This window comes from Frigoribacterium sp. R86507, from assembly GCF_044597695.1.
Classification (GTDB): domain Bacteria; phylum Actinomycetota; class Actinomycetes; order Actinomycetales; family Microbacteriaceae; genus Frigoribacterium.
In genome coordinates this window covers 2584983-2599321 of the sequence record NZ_CP139002.1, presented here as the reverse complement: position 1 = coordinate 2599321, position 14339 = coordinate 2584983, and the positions used below count along the sequence as shown (strand labels likewise).

At 73.1% G+C, this 14339-nt stretch carries 14 protein-coding genes; 7 read left to right on the top strand and 7 right to left on the bottom strand.

From position 1 onward, the window contains the following. Window positions 1-73: 73 nt before the first annotated feature. Window positions 74-523, bottom strand: coding sequence for a metallopeptidase family protein (locus tag SJY14_RS12235; RefSeq protein WP_043594324.1), 450 nt, complete (start codon window positions 521-523; stop codon window positions 74-76). A 71-nt stretch (window positions 524-594) separates the two neighbouring features. Here SJY14_RS12235 and SJY14_RS12230 point away from each other — a divergent pair, with 71 nt between their 5' ends. The 3 genes from SJY14_RS12230 (at window position 595) to SJY14_RS12220 (ending at window position 2618) form a co-directional block, all read left to right on the top strand. Continuing rightward, entirely contained in the window at window positions 595-807 is a 213-nt protein-coding gene (locus tag SJY14_RS12230; RefSeq protein ID WP_071254330.1) for a DUF3499 family protein, read from the top strand. Next, the gene (locus tag SJY14_RS12225; protein WP_396599034.1) at window positions 797-2218 is read left to right on the top strand and encodes a phosphomannomutase/phosphoglucomutase; all 1422 of its coding nucleotides are present in this window, start codon (window positions 797-799) and stop codon (window positions 2216-2218) included. Before SJY14_RS12230 ends, SJY14_RS12225 begins: the two co-directional genes overlap by 11 nt. A 148-nt stretch (window positions 2219-2366) precedes the next feature. Further along, on the top strand, window positions 2367-2618 hold the full coding sequence (locus SJY14_RS12220) for a metal-sensitive transcriptional regulator (protein ID WP_233568399.1): 252 nt from the start codon (window positions 2367-2369) through the stop codon (window positions 2616-2618). Window positions 2619-2652: 34 nt separating this feature from the next. Here the strand turns inward: SJY14_RS12220 and SJY14_RS12215 are convergent, their stop codons facing one another. Next, entirely contained in the window at window positions 2653-3537 is an 885-nt protein-coding gene (locus tag SJY14_RS12215; protein ID WP_396599033.1) for an RDD family protein, read from the bottom strand. A gap of 18 nt (window positions 3538-3555) precedes the next feature. Between SJY14_RS12215 and SJY14_RS12210 the strand changes: the two genes are divergently transcribed. Then, window positions 3556-4551 (top strand): stage II sporulation protein M, encoded by a 996-nt coding sequence (locus tag SJY14_RS12210; protein WP_396599032.1) that lies wholly within the window; start codon window positions 3556-3558, stop codon window positions 4549-4551. Window positions 4552-4582: 31 nt separating this feature from the next. On the opposite strand, the gene SJY14_RS12205 is transcribed toward SJY14_RS12210, so the two are convergent. From SJY14_RS12205 to SJY14_RS12185, 5 genes are all read right to left on the bottom strand, one after another. Next, window positions 4583-5875 (bottom strand): DUF58 domain-containing protein, encoded by a 1293-nt coding sequence (locus tag SJY14_RS12205; protein WP_396599031.1) that lies wholly within the window; start codon window positions 5873-5875, stop codon window positions 4583-4585. 2 nt (window positions 5876-5877) lie between these two features. Next, complete coding sequence (locus tag SJY14_RS12200; RefSeq protein ID WP_071254322.1) at window positions 5878-6831, bottom strand: MoxR family ATPase; 954 nt, start codon at window positions 6829-6831, stop codon at window positions 5878-5880. A gap of 70 nt (window positions 6832-6901) precedes the next feature. After that, window positions 6902-8086 carry a DUF4350 domain-containing protein gene (locus SJY14_RS12195; protein WP_396599030.1) on the bottom strand — a complete coding sequence of 395 codons (1185 nt, stop codon included), beginning with the start codon at window positions 8084-8086 and terminating at the stop codon, window positions 6902-6904. After that, on the bottom strand, window positions 8083-8721 hold the full coding sequence (locus tag SJY14_RS12190) for a DUF4129 domain-containing protein (RefSeq protein ID WP_083396114.1): 639 nt from the start codon (window positions 8719-8721) through the stop codon (window positions 8083-8085). The genes SJY14_RS12195 and SJY14_RS12190 overlap by 4 nt, the downstream gene beginning before the upstream one ends. Then, window positions 8718-9941 carry a hypothetical protein gene (locus SJY14_RS12185; RefSeq protein WP_143048534.1) on the bottom strand — a complete coding sequence of 408 codons (1224 nt, stop codon included), beginning with the start codon at window positions 9939-9941 and terminating at the stop codon, window positions 8718-8720. The genes SJY14_RS12190 and SJY14_RS12185 overlap by 4 nt, the downstream gene beginning before the upstream one ends. A 149-nt stretch (window positions 9942-10090) precedes the next feature. Here SJY14_RS12185 and mtrA point away from each other — a divergent pair, with 149 nt between their 5' ends. From mtrA to SJY14_RS12170, 3 genes are read left to right on the top strand one after another with little or no spacing between them, the layout of a single operon-like run. Then, on the top strand, window positions 10091-10771 hold the full coding sequence (mtrA, locus tag SJY14_RS12180) for an MtrAB system response regulator MtrA (RefSeq protein ID WP_043594311.1): 681 nt from the start codon (window positions 10091-10093) through the stop codon (window positions 10769-10771). A gap of 9 nt (window positions 10772-10780) precedes the next feature. After that, window positions 10781-12559: an MtrAB system histidine kinase MtrB gene (mtrB, locus tag SJY14_RS12175; RefSeq protein WP_396599029.1), complete on the top strand. Its 1779-nt coding sequence runs from the start codon at window positions 10781-10783 to the stop codon at window positions 12557-12559. Beyond that, on the top strand, window positions 12552-14252 hold the full coding sequence (locus SJY14_RS12170; protein ID WP_071254312.1) for an LpqB family beta-propeller domain-containing protein: 1701 nt from the start codon (window positions 12552-12554) through the stop codon (window positions 14250-14252). Before mtrB ends, SJY14_RS12170 begins: the two co-directional genes overlap by 8 nt. Window positions 14253-14339: the final 87 nt, after the last annotated feature.

Genomic DNA, 14339 nt, shown 5'->3' with positions numbered 1-14339 from the left:
CGCCGGCACGGGTCCGCGGACGTCCGGGGTGGCCCCGACGTCCCGGGTGGCCCCGACGACGCACCGGCTCGGTTCAGCCGTCGCGCCAGCGGTCGGGCGCGAGCTCCCACGGGTCCTTGCCGAGCAGGTCGGCCACGGCGCGGAACACGTAGCCCTCGACGAGCACGCGGTGGTTCCACTCGTCCTCGGCGGCGCCCCGTCGGTCGTGCGACGGCGCGAGCCGCTCGATCGGCAGGCGGTACAGCACCACCCGGCCGGCGGCTCGATCGACCGACCAGCGTTCGACGCGGGTGCGGTCGGGTTCCGCGGGGAGGCCGGCGACCTCGAACGACGTGTCGGCGAGTTCGTCGGGCCACGCCTCGCGCAGGTAGTCGGCGGTGGCGGCCACGATGTCGTCGAAGAGGTCGACCCGCGTGCGCAGGAAGGGCAGGTGGGGCCCTGCGGCGGACGACCGCAACCCCCGCCCGTGGCGGTCGCGCCGACGGGACCGGTCGGTGACGCGTGCGCGGCGGGCCTTGCTCATCCGCCCATCGTAGGCCCGCCGAGGAGGCGCGGGTCGGCCCCCGGGGGACCTCGCGATAGTCTGTCCGCCAGATGAACGGTCGACCCTGCAGCAAGGTGACGTGCCGCGACGAGGCTGTCGCGACGCTGACGTACGTGTACGCCGACTCGATGGTCGTCGTCGGGCCCCTGAGCGACCGCGTCGAGCCCCACGGCTATGACATCTGTGGCCGACACGCTGCCTCGCTGTCGGTGCCTCAGGGCTGGCAGGTGCTCCGCCGGGTAGTTTTGGGTCATGACAACTGAGAACGACCCCGTCGACCTGACCGCCTTCGTCAAGACCTACGACGTCCGCGGGCTCGTAGGCAGCCAGTTGACCGAGACTGTGATCGAGGCCTTCGGTGCGGCTTTCTCCGACGAGATCGACGGTGCCGGCCGCGACCTGGTCGTCGGCCACGACATGCGCGACTCCTCGCCGGGCTTCGCCGACGCCTTCGCCCGGGGCGCCCGCGCCCGGGGTGCGAACGTCGTCGCCCTGGGCCTGTGCTCGACCGACGAGTCGTACTTCGCCTCCGGCTCGCTCGACGCCCCGGCGGCCATGTTCACCGCGAGCCACAACCCGGCCACCTACAACGGCATCAAGATGAGCCGGGCCGGTGCCCAGGGCATCAGCCTCGACACGGGGCTGTCCTCGATCCGTGACCGCGCCTCCTCGTTCCTGGCCGACGGCATCGAAGCCGTCGCCGAGCCCGGCACGATCCGAGAGCACGACGCGCTGCCCGACTACGCCGCCTACCTGCGCGGACTGGTCGACCTCTCCGGCATCCGGCCGATCAAGGTCGTCGTCGACGCGGGCAACGGCATGGGCGGGCTGACGGTCCCGGCGGTGCTGGGCGAGGCCGCGGGTCTGCCGAAGCTGCCGATCGAGATCATCCCGCTGTACTTCGAACTCGACGGAACCTTCCCGAACCACGAGGCCAACCCCCTCGACCCGGCGAACCTCGTCGACCTGCAGAAGGCCGTCCTCGAGCACGGGGCCGACCTGGGGCTGGCGTTCGACGGCGATGCCGACCGCTGCTTCGTCGTCGACGAGAAGGGCGACGCCGTGACCCCGTCGGCCGTGGCCGCGATCGTCGCCGTCCGCGAGATCGCCCGCGTCCGTGCCGCCGAGCCCGAAGCCGAGATCTCGGTGATCCACAACCTCATCACGTCGCGCGCGGTGCCCGAGGCCATCGAGGCCGCCGGGGCGACCCCGGTGCGCACCCGCGTCGGCCACTCGCTGATCAAGGACGAGATGCGGGCGACCGGCGCGATCTTCGGCGGCGAGCACTCGGCGCACTACTACTTCCGCGACTTCTGGAGCGCCGACAACGGCATGTTGGCCGCCATGCACGTCCTGGCCGAGTTCGGGGCGCAGGTGGAGCCGCTCTCGACGCTGACCGACCGCTACACGCCCTACGCGGCGAGCGGCGAGATCAACTCGACCGTCACCGACGTGCCGGCGGCGTACGCGCGCATCGTCGAGGCCTATGCCGGGGTCGGCGACTTCGACGAGCTCGACGGGCTCACGGTCAGCGGGACGTCCGACGACGGCTTCTGGTGGTTCAACGTCCGGCCGTCGAACACCGAGCCGTTGCTGCGCCTCAACGCCGAGGCGGCGACGCCCGCCGGCATGGAGCGTGTCCGTGACGACGTCCTCGGGCTGATCCGCGGCTGACGGTCGGCCGAGCCGCGGCCGCGGGGCGGACTCGTTACCCCCTGGGGGTATCCTGGCCACCGGACGACACGGGCAGGAGGCGCGGGTGGCGCAGCAGGGTGAGCACGCGACGGCGACGCACGTCGGCTACAGCGGCGACAAGGAGCAGATCGTCAAGCGTCTGCGCCGGGCCGAGGGTCAGGTGCGGGGCATCCAGCGCATGGTCGAGGACGACACGTACTGCATCGACGTGCTGACCCAGGTCAGTGCGGCCACTCGCGCCCTCGAGACCGTGGCGCTCCAGTTGCTCGAGGACCACCTCGCCCACTGCGTCGCCCAGGCGGCCCGCGAGGGAGGCGACGTCGCGGACGCCAAGGTGCGCGAGGCGTCGGCGGCGATCGCGAGGCTCGTCCGGTCGTGAACCGGCGCGCCGCGGTCTGCCGCGACGACGACCGTCAGCGCCGGGGGAAGCCCGGGACGGTCTCGGTCAGGGCCGGGGTGAGGCGGTCGAGCAGTGCGGACTCGCGAGCCAGGGCCGCGGATTCGCGCTGCCGACGGAGCGCCGAGACCCCGGCCAGGAAGAACTCGGGATCGCCCGACGGCAGGGGCGAGACGTAAGGGGTCGTCTCGGCCGCCAGCTCGTCGGCGACGCGTCGCCGACTGGCGGGGGAGAGCTGCGGTGCCTGCTGCAGGAACGACGCGATGCGACGGGCCAGGCCGTCGGGCAGGCGCCCGACGTCCGCGATCTCGGCCCACCCCTGCAGGTGAGACGGCACGCCGTAGACCACGTGGGCGGCCTTGGACACGCGTTCGTTGCGACTGTAGGTACCGGCCATCAGGTCGCCCAGGCGGCGGGACGAGCCGTTCAGCAGGGCGACGACGACGGCCAGGCCCCCACTGGTCAAGACGATCTCGAGCAGCCCCACCAGTGCCCGGGTGAGGGCGTGGCGCAGGCCGATCGCCCCTCCGTCGGTGCGGACGATCCGCGCACCCACGGCGAGCTTGCCCAGGGACCGACCGTGGCTCGCGGTCTCGACCACCGTCGGCACGACGATGAAGCAGACCGCGATCGACGCGACGAGGAAGGCCTGCGACAGGGCGTCGTCCAGCACCCCGCCCTCGTTGAGCAGCGAGACGAGCAGCAACGCGCCGACGAGCAACAGGGCGTAGGCCAAGTAGTCGATGAGCACACCGGCGGCCCGCAGCACGAAGCTCGTCGGCCGGAGGTCGAGCGCCACCGCCTCGCCCGTGACGAGCTCGTCCCCACCCGCCGTGAAGGCCTCGACCTGGTCGGGGCGCAGCACCACCGGGGAGGCGCCTCGTGCCTTCGTGCGGGACATGCCTAGTATCTAAGCAGAATGGACATCGACGCCTACGCCGCCGCCCACGGCCACGACTGGGCCGAGCTCGACCGCCTCGCCCGACGCAGCCGACCGAGCGGGCCCGAAGCCGACGAGCTCGTGCGCCTGTACCAGTCCGGGGCCGGGCAGCTGTCCGCGCTCAAGACGGCGACCGGCGACTCGGTGGTGGCCGACCGGCTCTCGATGTCCCTGTCGCGAGCACGCCTGCGCTTCACGGGTGCCGGCCGCAACCTGTTCAGCCAGCTGCCCACCTTCTTCGTCGCGCAGCTGCCGGCCGCCCTCTACCGGGTGCGCTGGCTGTCGCTCGTGCTCACGCTCGTGACGGTCGTCGTCGCGGCGGTGTTCGCGATCTGGGCGGCGAACACGCCGGCACTGTTGGCCTCGTTCGGCAGTGAGGAGTTCCGTCGGCAGTTCGCCGAGCAGGACTTCGTGAACTACTACTCCGAGAGCGCCTCGACCTCGTTCACCGGCCAGGTGTGGACGAACAACGCGTACATCGCGGCCCAGTGCGTGGCCTTCGGGATCACCGGGGTCTGGGTGCCCTACGCGATCCTCAGCAACGCCATGAACGTCGGCATCTCGGCGGGGCTCATGGCCGACCAGGGGCGGCTGGACCAGTTCTTCCTGTACATCGCCCCGCACGGCCAGCTCGAGCTCTACAGCATCTTCGTCGCCGGGGCGGCCGGTCTCATGATCTTCTGGTCCTGGGTGGCGCCCGGTGCCCGCACCCGGGGGCAGGCGTTGGCACAGGACGGCCGCGCACTCGTGACCATCGCCGTCGGGCTGACGCTCTCGTTGCTGGTCTCGGGCGTCATCGAGGGGTTCGTCACCCGGCAGGCCTGGCCGTGGCCGATCAAGATCGGCATCGGCACCGTGGCCCTGCTCGGCTTCCTGACCTACCAGTGGCTGCTCGGCGGGCGGGCCCACCGGGCCGGGCAGACCGGCGACCTCGACGAGTTCGAGGCCGGGGCGACGCAGCTCGTCGCCGACTGATCCCGCGTCGCCGCCCCGCCCCGCGCCTCCGTCAGAGGCGGCCGGCCGCCTTGAGTGCGAGGTAGCGGTCGGCCAGGGCGGGGGGCAGGTCGGCCGGTGCGCCGGTCACGACGTCGGCGCCGACCTGACGCAGGGCGGCGGCGACCCGACCCTGGTCGAGCCGGGCACGCTCGGCCGAGGCCGCCCGGTAGACCTCGTCGCGGGTGCCGCGTCGCAGGACCGTCTCGTCGAGGGCCGGATCGGTGACCGACGCCACGACGACGAGGTGCTGGCGGGTCAGCTGGGGGATCGCAGCGAGCAGCGACCGGGAGGCGCCGGGGCTGTCGACCGTGGTCGCCAGGACGACCAGAGCCCGACGGGACGTGACCGAGCGGACGAGGGCCGGCACGGCGGACCAGTCGGTCTCGACGAGTTCGGGCTCGACCGGAGCCATGGTCTCGACCATCGACGACAGCAGGGCGGGCCCGGTCGCGCCCTGCACGCGGCCTCGGACCCGACGGTCGAAGAGGACGACGTCGACCCGGTCGCCCGCCCGCGAGGCCAACGCCCCGAGCAGCAGGGCCGACTCGAAAGCCGTGTCGAGGCGGGGTTCGTCGTCGATGCGAGCCGCCGACGTGCGCCCCGTGTCGACCACGACGACCACCCGACGGTCGCGCTCGGGTCGCCAGGTGCGCACGACGAGGTCGTCGCGGCGCGCGGTCGCCCGCCAGTCGATGGAGCGGACGTCGTCCCCGCGCACGTACTCGCGCAGGCTGTCGAACTCGGTGCCCTGGCCGCGGATCATCACGCTCGTGCGACCGTCGAGCTCGCGCAGCCGGGCCAGACGCGAGGGCAGGTGCTTGCGCGACGAGAACCGTGGCAGCACGCGCACCGCGCCGGGCACCTCGTGCGTCGCCTGGCGACCGGCAAGCCGCAGCGGGCCGACGGTCCGGACGGTGACGCCCCCGGCGCGGCGCTCGCCCCGACGGAACGGGGTCAGCGTCACGGTGAGGGTCGTGGCCCGTCCCGGCCGCAGGGAGAGACGGCGCCGGGTGGGTGTGGCGCCGGCCGACGGCTGCCAGGCATCCCGCAGGAGTCCGCGCAGGGTGCGTCGACCGTCGTTCACCACGGTCAGCCGGGCGGATGCGCTCTCACCGAGACGGATCGCCCCGGGCAGCTCGCGCCGGATCGTGAGCGACCGGGGCGATGCCGCGAGAGCCACGTCGACCACGGTCAGCGCGGTGACGACACCGAGCCAGCCGACGATCGCCCATCCGCTGCCGGTGACGACGACGGGTACGACGCCGAGCGCGACGAGCGCGACGAACCATCCGGTGACGGCCATGGCTAGAGCGGCACCCGGACCTGCTGCAGGACCGAGCGGACGATGCCGTCGGCGTCGACGCCCTCGAGCTCGGCCTCGGGTCGCAGCTGCAGGCGGTGCCGCAGCACGGGTAGGGCCATGGCCTGGACGTGGTCGGGCGTGACGTGGTCGAAGCCGGTCAGCCACGCCCACGCCTTCGAGGCGGCGAGCAGGGCCGTCGACCCGCGGGGGCTCACGCCGATCTTCACGGACGGGCTCTCGCGCGTGGCCCGGGCGAGGTCGACGATGTAGGCGAGCACGTCGGGGGAGGCGCCGACGCGAGCCACCTCGGCCTGGGCGCGGGCGAGGTCGTCGGGGCCGAGCACCGGGGTGACGCCGGCGGCCCGCAGGTCGCGGGGCGAGAAGCCCGCGGCGTGGCGGCTCAGCACCTCGACCTCGGCATCGCGCGGCGGCAGGTCGAGGGTGAGCTTCATCAAGAACCGGTCGAGTTGGGCCTCGGGCAGCGTGTAGGTGCCCTCGTACTCGACGGGGTTCATGGTCGCCGCGACCAGGAACGGCGTCGGCAGTGCGCGGCTGACCCCGTCGACCGAGACCTGGCGCTCCTCCATCGCCTCGAGCAGCGCGGACTGGGTCTTGGGCGGCGTGCGGTTGATCTCGTCGGCGAGCAGGACGTTGGTGAACACCGGGCCGGCCCGGAACTCGAACTCGCCCGACTTCGCGTCGTACACGAGCGACCCGGTGATGTCGCCGGGCATCAGGTCGGGCGTGAACTGCACCCGGGCGGTGTCGAGCGACAGCGAGTGGCTGAGGGCGCGAACGAGCAGGGTCTTGGCCACGCCGGGGACGCCCTCGAGCAGGGCGTGCCCCTGTGCCAGCAGGGTGACGATCAGGCCCGTCACGGCACCGTCCTGGGCCACGACGGCCTTGCCGACCTCGGTTCGGACTCGGGCGAAGGTCTGCTGCAGTTCTGAGCTCATCTGGTGGTGTCCTCCGGGGTGGGGATCGGTGCGGGGGCGAGCGGACGAGGCGCAGGAGGCGCGGGTTGGGTCACGACGGAGCCACCGCCCGTCGCACCGCGCGCTCGAGGTCGAGCAGGCTGTCGCTCAGCGAGACGAGTTCGCGGTCGTCGGCCGGGTCGGCGTCCACGAGCACGTGCCGGAGGCCCCGGGGGTCGGCCGACGTGAGCGCGGCCACCCGGGCGACGACCTCGTCGACCGAGGCGGTCGACGACAGGCCCGTCGCTCGCGCGAGTCGCCCGAACGTGCCGATGCGGAGCTGGTCGAGGGCGTGGCGGCGCTGCCCGGACCGTTCGTACAGCCGGGCCCGACCCTCGGTGGTCTCGGACGCCTTGACGGTCACCGGCAGTCGCTCGACGACGAGGGCACCGAGGCGTCGACCCCGCCACACCATGGCGGCCACTCCGGCCAGGAGGAGCACCACCAGCGACGGCGTCACCCACGGGGGCGTGAGCGTGGCGAGCGTGCCCTGGCCCTCGGGCAGGTCGCCGGCCGAGGGCAGGTACCAGGTCAGCTCGGAGGACCCGCCGAGCAGGGCGAGCGCGAAGGCCGCGTCGTCGTCCGTCGCGATCGCACCGTTGGTCAAGGCGCCCGTGGCACCCAGGACGGACACCCTCGTGTCACCGTCGTCGAGCTCGACGAGTCCGTAACCGCCGTCGGTCGGCAGACAGCGGACGGCGCCCGGGGCGTCGACGGCGTAGGCGACCCCCGTGACGTCGACCCGGGACGCCTGTTCGAGGGCCGGTGACGTGCAGGCGGGCGCGGCCGTACCGTCTTCGACCGGGGCGGCCGTCGCGACTCCCGGGGCCACGCTGTCGAGCGCGGCGGACCCGGGGGAGAGGAGCACGAGGTGGGAGGTCGCCGTCGCGAGGCGCCGCCACTGGTCATCGACCAGGAACCCGGAGGCGTCGTCGACGAGGAGAGTGCCGTCGCCGGGCCCGAGCCGGTCGAGGGTGTCGTCGAGGGTGGTCGTCACGGTCACGTCGACGCCCTGCCGGCCGAGCACCTCGACGAGTGCCTTCGCTCCACCGGGGGCGGCGTTCGCGGGGCCGAGGGCGCGCCCCTCGCCCGAGCCCGAGCCGACGAGGAGTGTCGCCGCGACACCGAGCGCCAGGACGAGGGCGAGTACGACCCAGAACCGGGCACGTCGGAGCGACGCCGTGACGGTGGGGGTCGAGACCGTGCCGGTCTCGGCGGAGGGTGCGATGACGGTCACGCGTCCACCCTCAGGGACGACGTCACACGCCGGTCGAGCTCGACGACGGCCCGGTAGGCCTCGTCGGTGCCGGGGCGGTCGAGGTAGCGGACGCCGTCGAAGGCGGTGGCGGCGTCGGCGAACCCGGTGCGGAGGTCGGGGAAGACGTCGCCCGCCCGGCGGGCCACGTCGCGTGCCGTGGTGCCGGGGGAGACCACGACGTCGCCCCGCTCGGCCAGCGAGCGGGCGACCGCCCGGAAGGCCTCGGCGACGGCGAGCGTCAGGTCACCGCGGGAAGCGGCCTCTCGGGCCGCGGCCCGCATGGCGTCGCTGTCGCGGACGTCGTCGTCGCCGAAGAGGACGAGGTCGCGGGCGGACCGGCGGTTCAGCCGCGGCACGCCGTAGACGAGCAGCACGACCACGACCACCACCACGACGACCGCGAGCAGCACGATCGCCGCGACCGCCGGCGCCCCCTCGGTCCCCCCGAACCGGATCGAACCGAGCCAGTCCCAGAACGCCTGCGCCGCACGGTCGAGCCACGACGGCTGCGCCGCCACGTACTCGGGCCCGGTGAGCTCGCGCAGGACCTCGCGCCGGGCGTCGTCGGCGTCGGGGGTCAGCGGGGGCCCGGCGGCGAAGGGCAGGGGTCTCACCAGCGGGGTGCTCCCGGGTGCGTCGTCGGGGCGAGAGGCACCTCGGGCGTGCGGTACGGGTCGGGCTGCCCCTCGGCCGACCGCCCCCCGCGCTCGACGTAGCGGACGAGTTCGAGGTCGAGCCCCTCGGTGCGGATGCGCCGGTCGACGTAGACGAGGCCGGCCGACGCCGCCTGCAGCACGGAGCCGATCGCGCCGATGACCGCCGTGATGCCCAGGGTCACGGCGTAGGTGCCCGCCGTCAGGGCGAGGAAGGTCGGGTCGGTCACGTCGCCCGTGGGGGCGAGCGTGCTGGTCAGGACGCTGAACAGCACCGAGAAGGGTGTCGCGACGACCTGCGACGCGACCTGGATCATGAGGAACACCAGCGCGATCACGCCGAAGGTCCGCCAGAAGGAGGCGCGGGTCAGTGACCACGAGCGCCTCACCGCCGCGCCGAGGGTCATCCGCTCGAGCACGATCGCGCTCGGCACGAGGCAGGTCTTGACGGTCAGCCACACCCCGAGCACGAGGAGACCCAGCCCGAGCAGGACCCCGACCCCGATGCCGACCGCGATGCTCGGGCCCGAACCGACGGCCACGCCGACGACGACGACGCCGGCCACGAGTGCCAGAGCCACGACGTAGGCGGCGGTGAGCAGGGCGGACCAGCCGACGAGCGTGCCGAGGCGGCCCTTGGCCAGCGCCCAGAGGCCGCCGAGTCGCAGCTTCTCTCCGAGCGTCTGACGAGCGGTCTCGAGCACGAAGAGCCCCTGGAGCAGGGCCGTGACGATCACCTGCAGGGCGATCGGCACGAGGGCCGACGCGGCCACGATGGCGACGGCGCCGGCCAGCACCGCGTCACGGTCGCGGGGGAGCGCCTGTTCGACCCGTCCGAAGGCGAGGAAGGCGCTGCCGCCGGTGATCGCCACGGTCACCACGAGCAGGACGACCTGCGACAGCAGGGCCGTGCCGAACGTGGTGCGCGGGTTGCGGCGGAAGACCTGGAACGAGGCACCGAGGATCTCGCCGAAGGTCAGGGGGCGCAGCGGCACGAGGCCCGGTTTCGGCGGTGGGGCCCAGCCGGGGGCGGGTGGCGGGGTGGACCCGCCCGTGGACGCCCCGGGTACGGGTGAGGGCCCGGCGGGGACGGGGCCGGCGGACGACGGGTCGACGCGCTCGCCCCAACGCGGCGGGGACGTGTCGCCTCCCGGTGTGCTCCAGGCGTTCGGATCGGTCATGGTCCCCCTGGTCGTCCTGACCGTGAGGTCGTCCTCACGAGTGTGTTCATGTTTCCACACCGGACCGGGCGCTGCCAGCCGATGCGCGCCTCCTGCACTAATCTGTCCTGACGTGCCGCCTCCCGAGCGGCCCAGCCCAGACGGAGAACATGAACCCGCGCATCCTTGTGGTCGACGACGACCCGGCGCTCGCCGAGATGATCGGCATCGTCCTTCGCGCCGACGAGTTCGACCCCCACTTCTGCGGCGACGGCGCGGGCGCCCTCGAGGCGTTCCACGAGGCCTCACCCGACCTCGTCCTGCTCGACCTGATGCTTCCCGGCCTCGACGGCATCGAGGTCTGCCGCCTCATCCGTGCCGAGAGCGGCGTGCCGATCATCATGCTGACCGCGAAGGGTGACACGGCCGACGTGGTCCGCGGTCTCGAGAGCGGGGCCGACGACTACGTGGTCAAGCCGTTCAACCCGAAAGAGCTCGTCGCGCGCATCCGCACGCGGCTGCGACCGGCCACCGAGCCGACCAACGACGTGCTCACGGTGGGCGACCTGCGCCTCGACGTCGCGGCGCACGAGGTGCGACGCGGTGACACGCCGATCGCCCTGACCCCGCTCGAGTTCGAGCTGCTGCTCGCGCTCGCCTCGAAGCCGCAGCAGGTCTTCACCCGCGAGATGCTGCTCGAGCAGGTGTGGGGCTACCACTACAAAGCCGACACCCGTCTGGTGAACGTCCACGTGCAGCGGTTGCGCGCGAAGGTGGAGCACGATCCCGACGCGCCCCGCATCGTCACGACCGTCCGCGGCGTCGGGTACCGCGCCGGCGCGGGTTCGTAGCCCGGTCGGGTGGCGCTCGTGTCGACGGTCGCGGGGCCCGACCAGGGCGGGCCCGTCCGTTCGGGCGGTCCGTGGTCGTGGCGGGCACCGGCGTGGCGCATGTGGCCCACCCGGGTGGTCGGTTTCTGGCGATCGTCGCTGTCGTTCCGCACCGTCGCGCTCACGGTGGTGCTGTCGACCGTCGCCGTGACCGTGATCGGCACGCTCATCTCGGTCACCATCGGCACGAGCCTCTACGACCAACGCCGTGAGCAGGTCGAGGCCGAGAGCGTGCGGGCGACGCTGCTGGCACAGAACATCTTCGACTCGGCCACCGCCACCGAGGACGCCAACCAGGTCGAGCTCGACGCGCTGCAGAACGAGGCGCAGACCGCCATCCTGGGGTCGACCTCGAGCCCGGGCGGGACGAGCATCGCGATCCTCCGGACGCCGGGGCAGAACAGTCCGCAGACCATCCAGAACATCGCCAGCCCCGACTTCCCGGACTCCGTGATCTCGCCGGCCCTCCGCGAGGCGGTGGCCGCGGACGACGGACGCCTCTCGACGCAGTCGGTGTCGCTGCCCCCGACGTCGCTGGGCGGCGGCTCGCCCGGCATCGCGGTCGGTTCGACCCTGCAGGTGCCCACCGCGGGCCAGTACGAGCTCTACCTCGTCTACGACCTCAGCGACGCGCAGGCGACGCTCGACCTGATGCAGCGGACGCTCGGCATCGGCTCGCTCGCGCTCGTGCTCTTGATCGGCGCGATCACCTACCTCGTCGTCCGTCTGGTCGTGGGGCCCATCCGTACGGCGGCCGAGACCAGCCAGAAGATCGCGGCCGGCCACCTCGAAGAGCGCATCCCCGAGAAGGGGCAGGACGTCGTCGCCACGCTCGGGCGCTCGTTCAACGGGATGGCCGACGCCATGCAGCGCCAGATCTCGCAACTGGCCGAGCTCTCGCGCGTCCAACAACGCTTCGTGAGCGACGTCTCGCACGAGCTGCGCACGCCGCTGACCACGATCCGGCTGGCCGGTGACGTGCTCTACGACCAGCGCACGTCGTTCACGCCCTCGGCCGCCCGGACGGCCGAGCTGCTGCACACCCAGGTCGACCGGTTCGAGTTGTTGCTCGCCGACCTGCTCGAGATCTCGCGGTTCGACGCGGGTGCCGTCGAGCTCGAGACCGAGCCCGTCACGGTCGTGCGTCTCGTCGAGGACGGCGTGGACGAGTTCGGTCCCCTGGCCGCCGAATCCGGCAGCGTCGTGTCGGTCGTCGCCCGGGGCGGGTACTTCGAGGCCGAGATCGACCCGCGACGGCTGCGCCGCATCCTTCGCAACCTGCTGGGCAACGCCATCGAGCACGGCGAGGGGCGGCCGATCGAGGTCGAGGTCGACAGTGACGCGACGGCCGTCGCGGTGGCCGTGCGCGACAACGGCGTGGGCATGAGTCCTGCCGACGCCGCGCGGGTGTTCGACCGGTTCTGGCGGGCCGACCCCTCCCGCAAACGCACCATCGGGGGCACCGGGCTGGGCCTGGCGATCAGCCTCGAGGACGCGGCCCTGCACGGCGGTCGACTCGAGGTCTGGTCCGAGCCGGGCTCGGGCAGCCGGTTCGTCGTCACGCTGCCCCGGGTGGCCGGCGGTCGCATCGAGGGATCGCCCCTGCCGGTCGTGCCGCCGGACCGTCGGGGCGAGACGACCGTCCCGGTGACCGGCGAACCGTGGTCGGGTTCGGTCCCGGCCGTCGAGGCGCCGGGCGCGTCGACCCCGTGGACCCCGTCGTCGGAGAGAGGGACCGACGATGACTGAACGGCGACGGAACCGCCCGTGGGGCCGTCGCACGGCGGTCCTGGCGACCCTCGTGGTCGCCGCGATCGCCCTGACCGGGTGCGTGGGCATCCCCGACGGCGGTCAGGTGCAGCGGGGCGACACCGTGAGCGACGACGTGGTGAGCGACTTCGTGTTCCGGCCCAACGGTCCGGTCGCCGGCAGCTCGCAAGAAAGGCTGCTGCGGGACTTCCTCTCGGCGGGCACCGGGTCCCAGGACAACTACGGGGTGGCGCGTCAGTTCCTCAGTGCCGGCTTCGCCGACGAGTGGGAGCCACGGGCCAGCGTCACCATCCGCCCCGGGGTCGGCTCGACCTCGAGGGTCGGCGGGTCGACGCTCGACTACGCCTTCGTGGGCTCGGCGACGGTCGACTCGGCGGGGCACTACACCCCGGCCACGTCGTCCACGACGACGTCCCTGGCGTTCTCGTTCGTCCGTGAGGGCGGCGAGTGGCGCATCAGCGACGCCCCCGACGGCATCATCCTCTCGCCGGCCACCTTCGACTCGGTCTTCCGGTCGCACGCCGCGTACTTCTACGACCCCACGTTCACCTATCTCGTGCCGGACGAACGCTGGTTCCTCGCGCGGTCGTCGACGAGCACGCGCCTCGCGACGGCGCTGCTCGACGGGCCGTCGGACTGGCTGCAGGGCGCCGTCGTCTCGGCCTTCCCCGAGGGGACCCAGCTGTCGCTGACGGCCATCACCGTGGACGACGGGACGGCCCGCGTCGACCTCACCGCCGACGCCCTCGAGGCGACGCCCGACGCCCGGGCCCGGATGCAGGCACAGCTGCTGGCGAGCTTCTCGACCCTCGCGACCGTGACCGCCGTCGAGCTCAGCGTCGAAGGTGCCCCTCTGTCCGTGCCGGCCATGCAGCAGCCCGCGCCCGTGCGTGACCCCGCGGTCGACGCCCGGCCCCTCGTGCTGACCGACGGCGTGCTCGGTTTCGCCACCACGAGCGCGACGAGCCAGCTCCCGGGGCTCTCGGACGCTGTCGAGACCCTCCGGCCCCGGTCGGTCGAGTTGTCGGCAGACCAGACGAGTGCCGCCGTCGGCACCTCGTCGGGCACGTACGCCGTCACGGCCTCGGGCGGAGCCCGCCTGGTCGACGCCCGGACCGGACTCGTCGCCCCGTCGCTCGACGATGCGGGCTTCGTCTGGTCGGTCGTCGCCGACGACCCGTCGAGCCTCACGGCGTACGCGCTCGACGGCACGCCCCACACGGTGGCGACGTCGCTGCCGGCGGGTCCGAGCGTCACGACGTTCCGCATCTCGCGCGACGGCACCCGCGCGTTGCTGTTGCTCGACGACCAAGGCGAGTCGCGCCTCCTCGTGGCCGCCGTCGTGCGGGACGCCGACGGGGTCCCCCTCCGGCTGGGTCAGCCCCTCGAGCTGTCGGCTCCGGACGGTGCACCCGTCGACGCGACCTGGGCCGATCAACTGACCGTCGCCGTCCTGACCTCCGTGGGCGAGTCGTCGCGGGTGACGATGTCCGAGGTCGGCGGGGACTCGTCGAGCGCCGGCCGTCCGTCGGGCGAGGCGGTCGCGATCGTCGGCGGCAACGGCTTCGACCGCCTGCTGCTGTTGGGTGCCGACGGCGACGTGCTCGAACCCCGGGGCAGCAGTTGGCAGGCCACGGGGTTGACGGCGGATCTGGTGGCGACCCAGCGTTGACGCCCCGGGGTCGCCTCCTCCCCAGGGCGGAAGGTGGCCCGACCGTCCCCCTCGGACGACGGAGGCGCGGCGCGCGTGTCCGGGGCA